The sequence below is a fragment of the Marinobacter sp. NSM genome (assembly GCF_052380025.1).
Lineage (GTDB): Bacteria > Pseudomonadota > Gammaproteobacteria > Pseudomonadales > Oleiphilaceae > Marinobacter.
Map to the genome: position 1 here is coordinate 482,042 of NZ_JBQTCK010000002.1, position 15,738 is coordinate 497,779.

General features: G+C 60.3%; 14 protein-coding genes. 5 read left to right on the plus strand and 9 right to left on the minus strand.

What is annotated here, in order from left to right; all coding sequences use genetic code 11:
- The first annotated feature begins 9 nt into the window (after positions 1 to 9).
- Positions 10 to 1,200, plus strand: a complete 1,191-nt coding sequence (locus ACTZWX_RS06300) for an MFS transporter (protein WP_444713203.1) — start codon at positions 10 to 12, stop codon at positions 1,198 to 1,200.
- 69 nt (positions 1,201 to 1,269) lie between these two features.
- Positions 1,270 to 3,339, plus strand: a complete 2,070-nt coding sequence (locus tag ACTZWX_RS06305; protein ID WP_444713204.1) for a site-specific recombinase — start codon at positions 1,270 to 1,272, stop codon at positions 3,337 to 3,339.
- A gap of 172 nt (positions 3,340 to 3,511) precedes the next feature.
- Here the strand turns inward: ACTZWX_RS06305 and ACTZWX_RS06310 are convergent, their stop codons facing one another.
- Positions 3,512 to 4,687 (minus strand): type III PLP-dependent enzyme, encoded by a 1,176-nt coding sequence (locus ACTZWX_RS06310; protein WP_444713205.1) that lies wholly within the window; start codon positions 4,685 to 4,687, stop codon positions 3,512 to 3,514.
- A gap of 270 nt (positions 4,688 to 4,957) precedes the next feature.
- Between ACTZWX_RS06310 and ACTZWX_RS06315 the strand changes: the two genes are divergently transcribed.
- Positions 4,958 to 5,170 (plus strand): YjfB family protein, encoded by a 213-nt coding sequence (locus ACTZWX_RS06315; protein ID WP_444713206.1) that lies wholly within the window; start codon positions 4,958 to 4,960, stop codon positions 5,168 to 5,170.
- 9 nt (positions 5,171 to 5,179) lie between these two features.
- Here the strand turns inward: ACTZWX_RS06315 and ACTZWX_RS06320 are convergent, their stop codons facing one another.
- A complete protein-coding gene (locus ACTZWX_RS06320) occupies positions 5,180 to 5,998 on the minus strand; it encodes an ATP-grasp domain-containing protein (protein WP_444713207.1) in 819 nt (272 codons plus the stop codon).
- A 147-nt stretch (positions 5,999 to 6,145) separates the two neighbouring features.
- On the opposite strand from ACTZWX_RS06320, the gene ACTZWX_RS06325 reads away from it, so the two are divergent.
- Both ACTZWX_RS06325 and ACTZWX_RS06330 read left to right on the plus strand, forming a co-directional pair.
- The gene (locus tag ACTZWX_RS06325; RefSeq protein ID WP_444713208.1) at positions 6,146 to 6,517 is read left to right on the plus strand and encodes a DUF6746 family protein; all 372 of its coding nucleotides are present in this window, start codon (positions 6,146 to 6,148) and stop codon (positions 6,515 to 6,517) included.
- A gap of 72 nt (positions 6,518 to 6,589) precedes the next feature.
- Entirely contained in the window at positions 6,590 to 7,444 is an 855-nt protein-coding gene (locus tag ACTZWX_RS06330; RefSeq protein ID WP_444713209.1) for a translation initiation factor eIF-2B, read from the plus strand.
- Here the strand turns inward: ACTZWX_RS06330 and hrpB are convergent.
- The 7 genes from hrpB to ACTZWX_RS06365 all read right to left on the minus strand — a co-directional run bounded on the left by hrpB (position 7,398) and on the right by ACTZWX_RS06365 (position 15,677).
- Positions 7,398 to 9,872, minus strand: coding sequence for an ATP-dependent helicase HrpB (hrpB, locus tag ACTZWX_RS06335; RefSeq protein ID WP_444713210.1), 2,475 nt, complete (start codon positions 9,870 to 9,872; stop codon positions 7,398 to 7,400). The genes ACTZWX_RS06330 and hrpB overlap by 47 nt on opposite strands.
- A gap of 379 nt (positions 9,873 to 10,251) precedes the next feature.
- Entirely contained in the window at positions 10,252 to 11,454 is a 1,203-nt protein-coding gene (locus ACTZWX_RS06340) for a YbfB/YjiJ family MFS transporter (RefSeq protein ID WP_444713211.1), read from the minus strand.
- 126 nt (positions 11,455 to 11,580) lie between these two features.
- Positions 11,581 to 12,243: an SCO family protein gene (locus ACTZWX_RS06345; RefSeq protein WP_058091859.1), complete on the minus strand. Its 663-nt coding sequence runs from the start codon at positions 12,241 to 12,243 to the stop codon at positions 11,581 to 11,583.
- Between the two features lie 34 nt (positions 12,244 to 12,277).
- Positions 12,278 to 13,198 carry a heme o synthase gene (gene cyoE / locus ACTZWX_RS06350; RefSeq protein WP_444713212.1) on the minus strand — a complete coding sequence of 307 codons (921 nt, stop codon included), beginning with the start codon at positions 13,196 to 13,198 and terminating at the stop codon, positions 12,278 to 12,280.
- Positions 13,195 to 14,253 carry a COX15/CtaA family protein gene (locus ACTZWX_RS06355; RefSeq protein ID WP_444713424.1) on the minus strand — a complete coding sequence of 353 codons (1,059 nt, stop codon included), beginning with the start codon at positions 14,251 to 14,253 and terminating at the stop codon, positions 13,195 to 13,197. Before ACTZWX_RS06355 ends, cyoE begins: the two co-directional genes overlap by 4 nt.
- A 64-nt stretch (positions 14,254 to 14,317) precedes the next feature.
- The gene (locus tag ACTZWX_RS06360; protein ID WP_444713213.1) at positions 14,318 to 14,959 is read right to left on the minus strand and encodes a hypothetical protein; all 642 of its coding nucleotides are present in this window, start codon (positions 14,957 to 14,959) and stop codon (positions 14,318 to 14,320) included.
- Positions 14,940 to 15,677, minus strand: a complete 738-nt coding sequence (locus tag ACTZWX_RS06365; protein WP_444713214.1) for an SURF1 family protein — start codon at positions 15,675 to 15,677, stop codon at positions 14,940 to 14,942. The genes ACTZWX_RS06360 and ACTZWX_RS06365 overlap by 20 nt, the downstream gene beginning before the upstream one ends.
- Positions 15,678 to 15,738: the final 61 nt, after the last annotated feature.

Here is a 15,738-nt window from a genome sequence, read left to right on the forward strand (position 1 = left end):
CCGCTGACCGTGGCAACCTCTACGGCAGCCACCCCACCGCCATCGCCAGCCAAGCTGCTGCCGGTGGCGGTGCTGCTTTGGCTGGCCGGTGTTTATCTGAGAATTCCGGTACTGGTGGCACCGCCTCTGGCGCCGTTTATTTCAGATGAACTGGCGCTTACCCAGGCCCTGACCGGCGCGCTCACCACCCTGCCTATCCTGATGCTGGCCATCGGCGCCATGCCCGGCTCCCTGGCCATTTCCCGCATCGGCCCCCGAAACACCCTGGCCCTGGCTACGGTGATTATGGTGATCGGCTCCGCAGGTCGCGGTCTGGTGCCGGACACAACCTCACTGATGGTCGCCAGCGCCGTAATGGGGCTGGGGGTCGCCATGATGCAACCGGCATTACCGGCTTTGCTGCCACGCTGGCTGGCACCCCACCACCTGGCCCTTGGCTCTGCCATTTACATGAACGGCATGTTGATGGGCGAATTCATCGGCGCCGGCATCACATTACCGGTGCTCATGCCATTGCTGGACAACAGCTGGCGCGCAACCCTGCTGGCATGGTCGTTACCGGCCCTGCTGGTGGCAGCAGCCCTGTTCCTGCCCAAGCGGGACCTGGCCCGGCCGGTGCGCCGCAGCGCCTGGCTGCCGGACTGGAAAAACCCGCTGACTTTACGCATTGGCCTGCTGCTGGGGTTGTCCGGCTCAATGTTTTTTGGCCTGAACGCCTACATGGGCAACCTGCTGGAGCAACAGGGGCATTTTGAGAAACTGGCAGACGCGCTTTTCTGGTATAACTTTGCGCAAGTGGTGGCCTCGCTGCTGATGCTCAAGATGGCCCGGGCGTGGGTGGGAAGACGCAGCATGATTGTTTTGATGGCGCTGCTCAGTATTGTCGGCACCAGTGGCACCATCATCCTGGAAGGATGGCCAGCCATTATCAGTGCGACTCTAATGAGTTTTGTCGCTGGCATACTGCTGATTCTGCTGGTTGCGTTACCGCCGCTGCTGGTACGCTCCGAGGAGACCGGTCGACTGTCGGCAGGGACCTTCCTGGTGGGCTATACACTGGCGTTTTCAGTGCCCATGATGGGTGGCCTGATCGCCGACTGGAGTGGGGATATCCGCCACGCAATTATGGTCATGGTCGGATACAGCCTGCTGGTATTGCCCATAGCATTTACCCTGGATCTGCGCCGCCGGCCGGCCTGAGTATCATCTGTCAGCAAACAAACATCGTATGGAAGCCGTTAACCTCCATGCTCAAGCAAGGACTCTGTGTTGAAACTGGCCACCCTGATTAACCAGCTCGCCGATGAAGAAACCAGCGCTCTGAAAACACTCAGCCTGGTGGTGGACTGGATTCGCCCGCACCGTGGCGAAACCGTGCACAACGCCGTTGACCGCATGAAGCAACTCGAAGGCGCCCTGACCGAGAACCTGGACGTACACCTGGCCGTCTCGGGACGCTTGCAGGAATGGCTCGACCAGGCCCAGTTTTTCCAGCTGTTGTCAGGCCTCGGGCTCTATTCCCGCCGCGGCTTCCTGAAAGAGATTGGCGAGCGTCTGTACGAGCGGATCAACCCGGCCCCAAAAGACCGCAACAACGTCAAGAACGTGTTGTTTGTCGTGTTCCACCGCAAAGACGACGCCGAATGGATTCACCGAATCCCCGATGAGGCTCTGATCCGGCTGTTAACCACCCTGTGGCACTTCTCACCGTCAGCGCTGGAACGCACCCGAAATCGCATATACAGCCAGATGCTCAACGCCCTGGAGATGATGTCCATCTGGGTTGCCGCCGAAGAGCTGGAACCCAACATCCTGCGCTTGAACCCGAAGATTATCGACCGGGAATCAGCGTTCGTGGCTTTGCAGCGGGAGATTGCCGCGCTGGTGCAGTCCTGGGGCCATGCGCTGCAGGAGAAGGAGAGTGTGGAGCTGGACGATGCCCACGCGCGGGTACTGATTGAACAGTGCCGCGAAGAAATTGACCGGCTGCAGCGCAAGTCTGTCACCGCCGGCTCCACCATGGCGCTGACTCACCTGCTGGAGCGGCTACACCAGACCCTGGACCGGATCGAACACCTGCTCGATATTCTGGACCCGGAAGACCCGCTTAAACGGCTCAATCGCTCCGTGGAACTGTTCAAGACCCTGGTCCAGGCCAGCGCCGAACGACACGGTGTTCGAGCCCTGTGGCGCGCCAATCTCCGGCTGATGTCCCGCAGTGTCACCGAAAATGCCAGTGACCACGGCGAACACTACATTGCCGGCAGCCGAAAAGAATACCTGGCCATGCTGGCGTCCGGTGCCGGCGGCGGCTTCATCATCGCCTTTATGGCGCTGATCAAGATCCAGATACTCCAACTGGACCTGACCAAAGGCTGGGAAACCCTCTGGGTGAGCCTGAACTACGGCATCGGCTTCATGATCATCCACATGCTGCACTGCACTGTGGCCACCAAACAGCCCGCCATGACCGCCGCCAGCATCGCCGAAAAAGTCGAGCAGGGCGAACAGGGCCGCGCCAACGCCCGCAAACTGGCGGAACTGCTGGTCCGGGTTGGCCGCACCCAGTTCGTCGCCATCATAGGCAACGTCGCCGTCGCCCTGTCTGTGGCTTTCGCGGTTGGCTCGTTATACAGCCATGTACAAGGCGTTCCGCTGATCAGTACCGAACGCTACGACTACATGCTTTCCGGCATCCACCCCTGGCAAAGCCTGGCCCTGATGTACGCTGCCATCGCCGGCGTCTGGCTGTTCTTCTCCGGCCTGGTGGCCGGCTACTTCGACAACCGCGCCGCTTACCTGAACCTGGCCGAACGCCTGGAACAACACCCCCTGCTGCGCCCGCTGATGCCCCCGGAAACCCGCGCCCGCTTCGGCGCCTACGTGGCTGAACACTACGGCGCCCTGATGAGCAACTTCGTGTTCGGCGTACTGCTCGGTGTCACCGGCTACATCGGCTACCTGCTGGCTCTGCCCATCGACATCCGCCACGTCGCCTTCTCCTCCGCCGACGTCGGCTACGCCATGTCCGTCTTCATCCCCGGCGCCAGCGACTTCGCCCTGTTCACCCTGTTCGCCCTGCTGATCGGCGGCGTCAACCTCATCGTCAGCTTCACCCTGGCCCTGAACGTTGCCCTGAGAGCCAGAAACACCCGGATATCCAGCTTCCCGAAACTGATCAAAGCCTGGTTCCAGGTGGTCGCTGAAAACCCCATGGCGCTGGTTTACCCGCCAAGAGATCCGCTACCGGAACCAGACGACCTCAAAGAGGCTCAACCCGACAGCCCGCAAACCAAGGCCGAAAACAAAGAACAGCGCCAAAAGGCCCCGCAGAAATAAAAAAGGGCCGCCAAAGCGACCCACAAAACCGTAGCAAAATAAGACTTCCCGGACCGAGCCAGCAGGCCGCGGGGCGGGAGGTAGTTTTCCGCCGGGAAAAAGATGTCTGAGCGCAGCGAGTTATTTTTCCCAGAGGAAAATTATCTCCCACCCTGCGGCCAGACTCCCAAACTCAGATGTAGTAGTCCTTCAACGGAGGAAAGCCATTAAACTCCACCGCACTGTAGGTGGTGGTATAGGCCCCGGTCGACAACCAGTACATCCGGTCACCAATCGCCAGATTCAAAGGCAACGGGTACTTGTGGTGCTCATACATGATATCGGCACTGTCACAAGTCGGCCCCGCAATCACACAGTCCTCGCCTTCACCGGTCTTCTCGGTCCAGATCGGAAACTTGATCGACTCATCCAGCGTCTCAATCAGCCCCGAGAACTTACCCACATCAGTAAACACCCATCGGTGCAACGCGGTACGGGACTTCCGGGAAATCAGCACCACCTCACTCACCAGCACACCGCCGTTAGAGATCAACGAACGGCCCGGCTCAATAATGATCTCCGGCAGATCGTCACCAAAATCTTCCCGCAGGAAACGGGCAATTTCCTCCGCATACACCGCCAACTCATTGGTGCGGGTAATGTAGTTGGCCGGAAAACCACCGCCCATGTTGATCATTTTCAGCTCGATGCCGTCTTCTTCCTTCAGACGCTCGAAAATCACCTTCACCTTATTCAGGGCCGCGTCCCAGGCGCCGATTTCCCGCTGCTGGGAACCCACGTGGAATGACACGCCGTAAGGCACCAGGCCCAGATCACGGGCCAGAATCAGCAGGTCCATGGCCATATCCGTCTGGCAGCCGAACTTGCGGGACAGCGGCCAGTCTGCGGTCAGGGTGCCTTCGGTCAGGATGCGCACATACACCTTCGAGCCCGGCGCGGCCTTTGCAATGTTGCGCAGGTCGGCCTCAGAGTCGGTGGCGAACAGGCGCACGCCCTTCTCATAGAAGGTGCGAATGTCCTTTGCCTTCTTGATGGTGTTGCCGTAGCTGATACGATCACCGGTCACACCCAGGCCCATCACCTTGTCCAGCTCATACACCGATGCGATATCGAAACAGGCACCCTTGTCCCGCAGCATAGTCAGAATCTGCGGCGCCGGGTTGGCTTTCACCGCATAGTAGACCCTGGCATAGGGAAACCCTTCCACCAGCTCTTCGTACTGGCGATCAATGGTCTGGGTATCGATGACCACAAACGGGGTTTCCTTGCCATCGGCAAAGTCCCTGATCCGCTTGAAAGTATCGGCGCTGTAGTAGTCGGCGATATCGGCGTTGGGGGTCTGGATCATGGGTGGTGTGTCCCTCCACAGGGCAAACAGGCATAAAAAAAGGCACCACAGCAAGGCTGCAGCACCCATCAGATTTCGCGATCATCGGGCTTTTTTCCGGCCACCGCAAATGCGCATATATACCCATAAACCGGGGACCAGATAGCCGCTTCCGGCAGGGGCCTATCCGCTCGCATTTAGTTAAAATGGTTACAGTCTGTAAACCCGGCCCCGGCTGCAAGATCAACTGTGTTAGGGTGATCAAAAATTCACCAGACAACGAGGTGCACAATGTCTGATATTGCCGGAATCGCCGCCGCCAGCACCCAGATCAGCCAACAAAGGGTTCAGGAGCAAGCACAGATCGCAGTGATGAAACAGTCAAGAGACATGGCCCAGCAAGGGGCGATGCAGCTTCTCGAAAGCGTCACTGAAACCTCTGTGGCAACCACCGGTGCCAACCCGACAGACAACATTGGCAGCCTGGTGGATGTCAAAGCCTGATTACACCAGCTACACCGCCACTGGCCAAAGGGGTGTTGGCTCGGTTGGCCCGTCCGGGTCCTGAGGGCAGCTCTGCCGGCTGAGGTAGTCAAGAATCGCCTCTTTCAGGTCACTGCCTTGGCCCAGCCCCTGATTGCCAAACAGCCGGTTGAATTCCAGAACGTAGGGGTAGCCGCCCACCAGCGCAATATCAAAGCCGGCGTGGTCTACTCCCAACTCTCTTGCCAACCGCAGGGCGAGTTCAGTGACCACCTCTGGCACCGGGCTGGTGTCAATCTGGCCACCCCGTGCCACGTTGTTGTAGAACCCCTGTTCCGACTGGGTTCGCCAATAGGCCGTCAGCACGCGGTCTCCCACCACCACCACCCTCACATCACGGTCGATCGGCAGGTATTCCTGGGCATAGAGCACGTGGGTACGTTCGCAGTAACGGCGCCAGTCGTCCCGGCTCTCAATCAGCCACACTCCTTCACCCATACTGGCCTTCGGCAGTTTCGCCACAAAGGGCAGGGCCATGGTGTCCCAAATCAGATCCCGTTCCTGGGGGCCGTTGGCTTCAATCAACGTCCACGGGGTGTGTTCCGGCGCCACGGTCTGAAACGTACGGGTCATCTCCACCTTGTCGTGGCCAATTCGATAGCTCGCCTCGCTCGGAAACACGCGGCACTTGAGGCCGTGGACCAGTGCATTCAGTTGCCAGTATTCGGGGAACAGTACCCAGTCAGCGTCTCGCAACAGTTCCTTGTGTCGAAGAAACTGCTCCGGCTTTATGACCGTGGTGTCGGGAAAGCCAAGGGTACGGAAGATATCAAAGGAAACCAGGTGCATGGTGTCAGCGGCACTCCAGATAAGTTGCGCGCATTTTATACAGAATCCGGTTCCGGACAAGCCACCACAGAAAAAATAGTTGACCTGCGCCATAGACACATAGAATATAAATAATAACACTTATCATTATTAAAAAAGGAGCTGTCCATGACTAAGAATCTGATGTTTGCCACCCTCACCTGCGCCGCTATCACCTTCGGTGCCACCGCCCACGCCAGTGATGTTGAACACTTCAAGGGTGAAGCCTCTGATACCCTGGAACAGGCAGTAGCGAACTTTTCGGAATACAACAACAAGTTGGAGCAGGTATTGGCCGGAGACATGACCCCCGAGACCATGAACGAGGTCCACCAACTGACCTATACCCTGGAAAACGCCCTGGGCAAGATCAATGAAGAACTGCGCGAACTGGCGGATGTGCTGGAAGAAGTTCACGTTGCCTCCGAGCACGCCGATGGCAACGCTGTTAAAAAGCACGGGCAGAAGTACCTTGAAGTCAGTCGGGAAGTGATCAAATAACAGATTGCTGTTCCGGTTCTCCATCGCTGCTAACCTGAAGGCTACTCGCTCGGGGAATAAAGGTTGGTGGCGATGGCCGTCCTTGATCCGCAAGCGCAGGCGCTGTTACGGGAAGTTGAGCAGGACACCCACTCGGGCGCCAGTCAACTGGCGCTGACGACCTTTCGTAATCTGCACCGCTACGCGTCCCAACAACCGGAGCACCCTCCAGGCCTGGAACCGTTGCTGGCTGCCCTGGCTAAAGCCCGGCCCAGCATGGTGGTGATTGGCAACAGTATCGGCCGTCTGCAACGGGCATTGGCGGAGAATCCGCAGTCCGCTGAAGGCGCCATTCAGGCATTAATCACCGAGCTCGAGTCGGCCACCTGCCAATTGATCACGCACGCCCGTAAGCTCGTGCAGCAAGGCAACACCATCCTGACTCACAGCGCCAGCTCTGTGGTGCTTCAGTTACTGACCCAAATGGCTCGGGATGGCGTGGCATTTTCGGTGATTTGCACCCAAAGCAGCCCCGGTTTCGAGGGCCACGGCCTGGCCACAGCACTTGCCCGTCAGGGAGTTACGGTCACTCTGATTACCGATGCCAAGGCCGGCCTGTTTATGTTGAAAGCAGACCTGGTACTCACCGGCTGCGACTGCTGGCTGGCCGACCACCACTTCCTCAACAAGAGCGGCACCCTGCTGCTGGCCCTGGCCGCGCGGCATATGGGAACGCCTTTCTGGGTATTGGCGGACACTTTCCGGGACAGCCCGGCAACCGTTGACACCATCGATCTCGAAGAAATGCCCGCGGCTGAACTGCAAGGCCCCGAAGAGAGTGGCATAACCGTTCGCAATATCTACTTCGAACCCGTACCTGACAACCTGGTGACCGGGCGGGTCAGCGAGCAGGGCGTTTTTTCGTTCCCTGCTGGGCCTGGGCGGTGAGTGGATCTTCCGGCCAGGGATGTTTGGGGTAGCGGCCCCGCATGTCCTTGCGCACCTCCGGATAGGCGTTCTGCCAGAAACTGGCCAGGTCTGCAGTCACCGCTAAAGGCCGCTGGGCTGGCGACAACAGGTGAATCACCACCGGTACCCGGCCGCCAGCCACTTTTGGCGTTTCCGTCCAGCCAAACAACGCCTGCAACTTGGCCGCCAGCACCGGGCCGTTTTCCACGGTGTAATCCAGGGTGACGTTCTGGCCGGTGGGAATGGTCAGAGACCTGGGCGCGAGTTCGTCCAGTTGCGGCTGTTGCGGGTAATCCAGAAGGGCACTCAGGGCCTGAACCAGGTTGATCCCTGCCAGGTCTGACCAACGCTTCATGCCACCCATAAACGGCGCCAACCAGGTCTCCAGCGTGTCCAGCAAGGCCTGGTCGCTAACCTCTGGCCAGTCGCCGGGGAACTGCCCCGCCAGCAATCGCAACCGGGCAACCCACTGGCGGGCCGTATCACTCCAGGGCAGGCTGTCCAGACCTTTACGGCGCACCGCGTCCAGCAGGCCCTGCTGGATCAGTTCCGGGGCGACCTGGCTCAACGGCCGCTCCGCCAGCACCAGGGCTCCGAGCTTGCGGACCCGGCGTGCGACAATGGTGCCACGCTTGTCATTCCACAGGGCTTCCTCGCGTTCTTCGATATGGCTGGCCAGGTCCTGTTCGAGATCCGACAGGTCGACCGGTGCCGCCAGATAGATGGTTGCTTCCCGGGCCTTGCCATCCAGGTCTGCCGCCACCAGCCAGTCCTGCCGGGCCAGGGGATCGTCCTCCCGCAACACCGCGCCCTTGCCGTTACTGAGCTGATACCGGGGCATGGCCGCTGAGCGGCGGCGGGCAATGCGGTCCGGATAGGCCTGGGCCAACACCCGCCCAACATCCGTTTCAGAGGGTAAATCCTGTGCCAGCTGGCCACGGCACAGCCGTTTTGCCGCCTGGCGAACCGCCTGCACCCGTGCGGCATCCAGCCCGCGATGACCGCGTTCGCCCCGCAGCACCCGAATCCGTTCATGCAAATCCGCTCCGGAGCCTGGCCCGAGCAGATCCCGCTCCTCCAGCAGCGCCGCCAGCTCGGCCGCCAACTGGCCCAGCCCCAGGGCGCGACCTTTGATCACCATATGGGCCAGGCGCGGATGCAGCCCCAGCTCTCGCGCCAACTTGCCGTGGTCAGTAATGGCGCCCCCGGGATCCAGCAGATCCAGCCACTGCAACAACTCCACCGCCTGCTGCCAGTGCGCTTTCGGTGGCGCATCAATCCAAGCCACCTGCTCCGGAGACCGCGCCCCCCACTGGGCCAGTTCCAGCACCAAGGGGGCCAGGTCGGCTTCCTGGATTTCCGGCGGTGTGTAGTCTGCCAACCCGAACTGCTCCGATTCACTCCACAGCCGGTAACACACCCCCGGCTCAACCCGACCGGCCCGGCCTTTGCGCTGCTCGGCAGACGCCTTCGATACCCGGCCAGTCACCAGGCGTGTCATACCACTGTTGGGATCAAACACCGCTCGGCGCTGTTGGCCGGTATCAATCACCACCCGCACGCCTTCAATGGTCAGACTGGTCTCGGCGATCGCCGTGGCCAGCACAATCTTGCGGGTACCGTCCGGCGCCGGCGAAATCGCCCGGTCCTGTTCTTCGGCTTTGAGGTTGCCGTACAAGGGGGCCAGCACCACGTTACCCGGCAACTGCCCCGCCAGCTGCTGCGCCACCCGGCGAATCTCCCCGGCCCCGGGCAGGAACACCAGCAGGGAACCGGTTTGCGCTCCCAAGGCCTCCTGAACCACCGCCACTACCTGGTCCACGATCCGGGCACTGCGGGGCAGGGGCCGGTACAACACTTCCACCGGAAACGCCCGCCCCTCGCTGGTGATCACCGGCACATCCCCCAGCACCCGGGCAATGGGCGCGGTATCCAGGGTGGCCGACATCACCAACAACCGCAGATCCTCCCGCAGGGCCTGCTGGCTTTCCCGCACCAGGGCCAATCCCAGATCGGCTTGCAACGACCGCTCATGAAATTCATCAAACAGCACAGCGGCATAGTCTTCCAGCATCGGGTCGTTCTGAATCAGGCGCGTCAGAATGCCCTCGGTCACCACCTCAATCCTGGTGCTGCCCGACACCTTGGTATCGAGGCGAGTCCGATACCCCACCGTCTGCCCCGGCGCTTCCCCCAACTGCGTCGCCATATACCGGGCCGCCGACCTGGCTGCCAGTCGCCTGGGCTCCAGCATCAGGATCTTCCGGTTGTCCCGCCACGGGGCATCCAACAGAGCCAGCGGAACCCTTGTCGTTTTACCCGCGCCCGGGGGTGCCTGGAGCAACGCAGTGGTGCTCTCGTTCAGGGTTTGTTTTAGCTCTGGGAGTATGTGTTCTATTGGGAGCATGGGGTGTGGTTGGGTTTAGCCTGGGAGTTTTGGGGGTGGCGCGGGGGTGTTTAGGTTTTTTTGGCCGAAAAAGAACTCGCTTCGCTCAGACACCTTTATTCGGTCAAAAAAACCTAAACACCCCCACACCCTGCGTAACTTTAAGGGTATATCCAGAGGTTACCATGGTCGTACTTGGGTTAAGCCGCTTATGCCGTCAAGCTCCCCCAGCAAATTATCTTTTTCAGCGGAACCGCCGTGGTCAGCTAGAGCGGGGTGGTGGGGTATTTTTTTCCGCCGGAAATGAATGTCTGAGCGCAGCGAGTTTAATTTCCAAGGCAAAAAATACCCCCACACCCCCCTAAATAACCCCCAAACCCCAGTCTGGGTCCACACCACATCAAGACCGCGAATGCCAAACCTCAGCCCGAGGCACAAAGAACGCAAACAAAAGCCCAAACGCCAGCGCCGCCACCCCAATACCGAAGGCAGACCCCAGGGTACCACCCGCATCCAGCCATTGTTTGGTGAGCCATGGCCCGACCATCTGGGTGAAACCGTAGAGCGCCACCATCGCCGCCGACAACCGGGGCCCCTGATGGGGATGCAACGCCCGCCCGATACGCTGGGTCAGCAGCACCGTACCCAGGAACGTACTGCCCACCAGCGCTGCACACAGCACCAACCCCACGGCTCCCGGCCAGACCACCGCCGCAAGCACCCCCGCCAGTTGGATCAGGAAGTTAAGCCGCAACGCCGGCAGATCCCCCATCAGGGCCCCCAGCTTGTTCCAGAGCCAGGGTGCGGGAATGGTAAACAGGGCTACGATCACCCAGGTGCCGTTCAGTAGCCCGTGGCCCTGGGGCAAGGTCATCTTGGCCAGGAGCGGCAGGAAGGTCATGGGCAGGATGTACCCCAGGCCAGCCCCGGCATAGGACAGGAACAACGGAATACTCGCGCGATCCAGTAACGGGGTGTTGCTGACCACCTGCCCGGAATCGTCGTGCTGGCGCACCGGTACCTCCAGCCTACGCAGCTGCATGGCGCCCCACCAGACTATTGGTATCGACAACACCGCCGCAGGCCACCAGCGCTCGGCGCCCTCAAGCAGGGTCGCAGAACCGGTGACCAGTCCGCTGGACACCAGCAGGCCGATGCCCACACCGATATAGACCAGGCCGCTGAGCGAGGCCCTGTTGCGCAACACCAGCCACTCCAGTATCAACGCGGGTGCCTGCACGAACACCACGCCGTTGGCCACGCCGTTCAGCCAGCGGCTTGCGGATATGACTGTGAGGTTGTCGGTCTGGGTTATGACCAGTGTGGTGACCACATGGATCGCCAGGAACAGCGGCAGTATGACACGGATCTGGTCAATCCGATGCCAGCGAATGGCCAGCATGGCGCCCATCAGGTACCCAAGATAGTTCCAGGTGGCGACGGCAGCGCCATCTGCTGCGCTGAATTGGCCGTCGGCCACCAGATAGGGCAACAGCGGGGTGTAAATAAACCGGCCGAGGCCATGCACCACCAGTAGCACCAGGGCGCCGGCGGTCAGAACGGTAAACAGCTGTCTTGGGTCAGCAGAGTGCGAGTTGGTCATAGCGCAGCCCGGAGGTCGTGTCGATCAATCAAACGGCCGAGCAGTGTAGGTCACTACCGATTAATTGTCAGTGTGACTTTGGCAGGATAAAGCCCAACCAGCAGGCCCGCAGGGCGGGCTACCGTTTCAGGAGCCGGGGTTGCGGGCCTTGGCCCACTGGGTGATGCGCTGATAGGCCTGGGCCAGCTCCTGGGGCTTGTGAGGCGGTTGGATCAAGGCCTGAAGCTGTCCCTCGGGGTTAAGCAAGGCAAAGTGACCACTGTGGTCCACCAGCAATTGCCCGTCCACCTCCCGATGAACAAACACCGCACTGACACTCTTCGCCAGTTCACGCAGGGTCTCCAGGTCGCCGGTCAGGCCATGGAAGTTTTCACCGAAAAAGCCGGTGTAGGCTTTCAGCTGTTCCGGCGTGTCGTGTTCCGGGTCTGCCGTGACCAACAGGTAGTCCGGTTTGGGCACATCCGCAGACAACAGCTTATCGGTCTGGCGCAGGTTAGCCATGGCCGCCGGGCAGATATCCGGGCAGTTGGTGTAGCCCACAAACACGAACGTCCACTGGCCCTTCAGGTCATCGCGGGTGACGGTTTCACCCTGTTCGTTGGTAAGGGTGAACTCCGCCAGGGGTCTTGGCTGCTCGTACACATAAGTGTTGTACTGGCTCAGGTCGGGCGCCGCCACTGGCGATTCACCGGCTCCTTTCAGGAACACCTGCCGGCCAACTGTCAGGCCAAATACCAGCATGACCACCAGGAACAAGACAAACAACGTGATGCGTAACGATCGCCCCATGGGGCCTCCACTTTATAAACCCGGAAACTGTCATTCAAAAATAGACAAAATGATCGACCAGCAGCACCACAAACAACGCCATCAGGTATGTGATGGAGTATTTGAAGGTGTTCAACGCCACCCGCCGGTCATCGCCCTTCAACAATCGGATGGCGTATTGCAGGAACCTCAAGCCTAGTGCCAGTGCGCCGATCAGGTAAATACCTCCCGACATCCCTGTGACAAAAGGTAGCAGGCTGACCGCCAATAGCATCAGGGTGTACAGCAGAATGTGCAGCTCGGTGTACTTGTTGCCATGGGTCACTGGCAGCATGGGAATACCAGCCTTGGCGTATTCCTCTTTACGGTGAATGGCCAGGGCCCAGAAGTGCGGCGGTGTCCAGGCGAAGATGATCAGTACCAGCAGCAGGGCGTGGCCCTCCACCTGACCGGTAACGGCGGTCCAGCCAAGCAAGGGAGGCATAGCACCCGCCAAGCCACCAATGGTGATGTTCTGTGGCGTGGCCCGCTTCAGGAACAGGGTGTAAACCCCGGCATAACCCACCAGTGAAGCCAGGGTGAGCCAGGCCGTCAGTTCGTTCACCTGCCAGACCAGCACAATCATGCCCACGGCTGCCAGTACGGTGGCAAACAACAGGGCATCAATCGCAGCAATCCGTCCGGTGGCCACCGGGCGCTTGCGGGTGCGGGCCATCACGGTGTCGATCTTCTGGTCGACGACGTGGTTCACAACGGCGGCGGCCCCTGCGAGGAGGGCAATACCGAGGTTGCCATACAGCAGCACACCCCACCCTGGCATGCCGGGCGCCGCCAGCAGCATGCCAATAACCGAGGTGAGGATCATCAGCGCGACCACCCGGGGCTTGGTCAGCTCCAGGTAGTCCCGCCAGGAAATGGATTTGCTCAGGGAACTCGCATGTTCCTCGGCCGGCAGCGCTTTAACTTGCTCGCTCATGCCGTTACCTCCCGGTTTATGGTTGTTGTATGGGCTGCGGGGGATGTTTCAGGTTGTGGCAGCTGCTGGTGCTGCCAGATCAGGTGAACGACCGTCAGCAGCAGTCCTGCCCCCATGGCGTTGTGGGCGACGGCGATAGACAACGGAATGTACAGCCACACATTGGCCAGGCCCAGGCCGATCTGCACCGTAAGCGCCGCCGCAACCAGCGCGATGCTCCGGTCCAGGCCGCTATCACCTCGGTTCCGCCAGAGTAGCGTCAGCAGGACGACAAAGTAGCCGAGTACGATAACCGCACCCAGGCGATGGGTAACATGAATCGCCACACGGCCGTCAGCCGTCAGCTGGCCGCCCAGGTAGTTCGGGCCAACCTCCTGGGTAATATCAAAACCATGCCGGAAATCCATGCCTTCCGGCCACCATTGCCCCTGGCAGGTAGGCAGGTCCGTGCAGGCCACAGCGGCATAGTTGGCTGCGGTCCAGGCACCCAGCGCAATTTGCATGATCACCAGCAAAAGGCCGCCGTACAACCAGGGGCGCAGGCGGGCGAGGGCCGGCGGTGCGGCGCCGGAAGGGGCAGAGCCCCGGGATCGTTTGCGCAGACGTAGCGTTAGCAATAGCAGCAGAGTGAGCGTGGTGAACCCACCCAACAAATGCAGGGCGACCACCTGTGGCCAGAGTTTGAGGGTAACCGTCCAGGCACCGAACGCACCCTGCAGAAGAATGAACGCGGCGATAAACAGCGGCAATTTTACCGGAACCCCTGCACGGCGATGGCGAACCGCGGTCGCCGCCAGGCCAAACACCACCAGTCCCAGAATCCCGGCGGCGTAACGGTGGATCATTTCCGGCCAGCCCTTGGACACATCCACCGGCGTCTCGGGGAAACGGGCATTGGCGATGGCAATGCGGGTTTCACTCTGGGGCACCGTCAGGAAACCGTAACACCCCGGCCAGTCAGGGCAACCCAGCCCGGCATCCACCAGTCGGGTCCACGCACCGAGCATAATCACCACCACCGCCAGCAGGCAGGCAGCGGTGGACCAGCGGGCCATTTTCTTAACCGTTTGAGCAGATTGCTCACGGGAAAACTGTTGCGTCACGTTCCGTTCTCCCTGGTCAGCCAATCTGCGACAACTTCAGCAAATGCTTGAGGTCTTTGAGCATTTGCTTGCCAGTGTGTTCGGTGCCGTAATGCATCATCACGTTACCGAAAGGATCGATCAGCAAGATCCGGGGGGCTGTCTCAGGTGACACGCCAGTGGGCCAGGCCGCTGCCGCGCCGGGCGCCGGGCGCAGTCGCTCCATGGAGCTGTACTCTGCCTGCCAGCGTTGCTCGAGCCCGGCTGGCACAGTGCCCAGCGCTGCTGCCCGGCTGACCCGAGGTGCATTTTTGCCAAGGGCGATGTTTACCTGGCGGGCCAGATACAGCAGCTCCTCGCAATCGCTGCCGCAAGTACCGGAGACCACCAGCATAAGCCAGTTAGGGTCGACCTGATCAGCACCGAAGCGCTCTGCCAGCGGCACCCCGTTTGAGGTTTCCAGATTCAATGCCTGCACCGGCACAGGCGGCATCAGGAGCTCGCCTTCGTTGGTATGACCAACCGGATTCAACCAGCCGGTATAAAACATGATGGTGGCCAGAATCATCGGCCCAAAACCCACCGCAAACAGCAGCAAGGCGGTGCGCCTGCCACGACGAACCTGTTCCGGGCTGTGGGGGTCCTGCCCGGTCACGGAATCAGCCGTTGTCGTTGTCATTATCGGCTCCTGTCTTTCGGATTCTTTCATTTTTTTTATAACTCGCCACTAACGTCAATATAGTCAGTGCTGCAGCAAGCGCAAACCATTGCACAGCATATCCGTAGTGGGTCTGGGGGCCCATCACATCCGGAGCATGATCAGCGCGGTAAGCACCCGGCTGCTCGCTGTCTGAGAGCTTTAGGACCATCCCGGCCGGACTGGCCACCGTGTCTTCAACAGTAGCCTGAGGTAATGCCTGTACCCGTCTTGGCCAGCCACTGGCAGGGCCGATATCCTCCGCCAGCACCGGAGGCACCGGATAATCATCCAGCCGTCCCTCCAGGGTAAACAGTCCGCCCGGGGTGTCGATTTCCGGCAGTTGATCACGAGTGCGGGGGCCGCGAACCCAGCCACGGTTGACCACCAGTGACGGCCCCTCTACCGGCGTAAACACGGTCAACACCTCGTATCCGGGCACGCCGTCACGGGTTCGGTTATCCAGCAGCCAGGTGTATTCGGTATACCAGCCGGTCAGAACAACCGGCTGCCCTCTCTCTAATCCGCCTGAGACAAATGTCGGCCAATCACCCTGGCTGGCTTGTTGCTGCCAGGCTGCCAACAGCATCTGCTTTTCCTCCGCCCGGTTGAGTTGCCAGACGCCCAAGCTCAGCAGCACCGGCAACAGCAACCCGCTGAACATCAGCAATCGCCAGTCAAACTGCCATCGGCGATTCATCAACCGCACCTACCCATGCTTTGCTATAGTGATATCAGGTTCCCATCGTGCACCGGGGACT

What these genes read in the sequence shown, in the direction of transcription:
- ACTZWX_RS06310 (WP_444713205.1), bottom strand. Translation starts at nt 4,687, where the DNA reads ATGATCCAGACCCCCAACGCCGATATCGCCGACTACTACAGCGCCGAT.
- ACTZWX_RS06315 (WP_444713206.1), top strand. Translation starts at nt 4,958, where the DNA reads ATGTCTGATATTGCCGGAATCGCCGCCGCCAGCACCCAGATCAGCCAA.
- ACTZWX_RS06320 (WP_444713207.1), bottom strand. Translation starts at nt 5,998, where the DNA reads ATGCACCTGGTTTCCTTTGATATCTTCCGTACCCTTGGCTTTCCCGAC.
- ACTZWX_RS06325 (WP_444713208.1), top strand. Translation starts at nt 6,146, where the DNA reads ATGACTAAGAATCTGATGTTTGCCACCCTCACCTGCGCCGCTATCACC.
- ACTZWX_RS06330 (WP_444713209.1), top strand. Translation starts at nt 6,590, where the DNA reads ATGGCCGTCCTTGATCCGCAAGCGCAGGCGCTGTTACGGGAAGTTGAG.
- hrpB (WP_444713210.1), bottom strand. Translation starts at nt 9,872, where the DNA reads ATGCTCCCAATAGAACACATACTCCCAGAGCTAAAACAAACCCTGAAC.
- ACTZWX_RS06340 (WP_444713211.1), bottom strand. Translation starts at nt 11,454, where the DNA reads ATGACCAACTCGCACTCTGCTGACCCAAGACAGCTGTTTACCGTTCTG.
- ACTZWX_RS06345 (WP_058091859.1), bottom strand. Translation starts at nt 12,243, where the DNA reads ATGGGGCGATCGTTACGCATCACGTTGTTTGTCTTGTTCCTGGTGGTC.
- cyoE (WP_444713212.1), bottom strand. Translation starts at nt 13,198, where the DNA reads ATGAGCGAGCAAGTTAAAGCGCTGCCGGCCGAGGAACATGCGAGTTCC.
- ACTZWX_RS06355 (WP_444713424.1), bottom strand. Translation starts at nt 14,253, where the DNA reads ATGGCCCGCTGGTCCACCGCTGCCTGCCTGCTGGCGGTGGTGGTGATT.
- ACTZWX_RS06360 (WP_444713213.1), bottom strand. Translation starts at nt 14,959, where the DNA reads ATGACAACGACAACGGCTGATTCCGTGACCGGGCAGGACCCCCACAGC.
- ACTZWX_RS06365 (WP_444713214.1), bottom strand. Translation starts at nt 15,677, where the DNA reads ATGAATCGCCGATGGCAGTTTGACTGGCGATTGCTGATGTTCAGCGGG.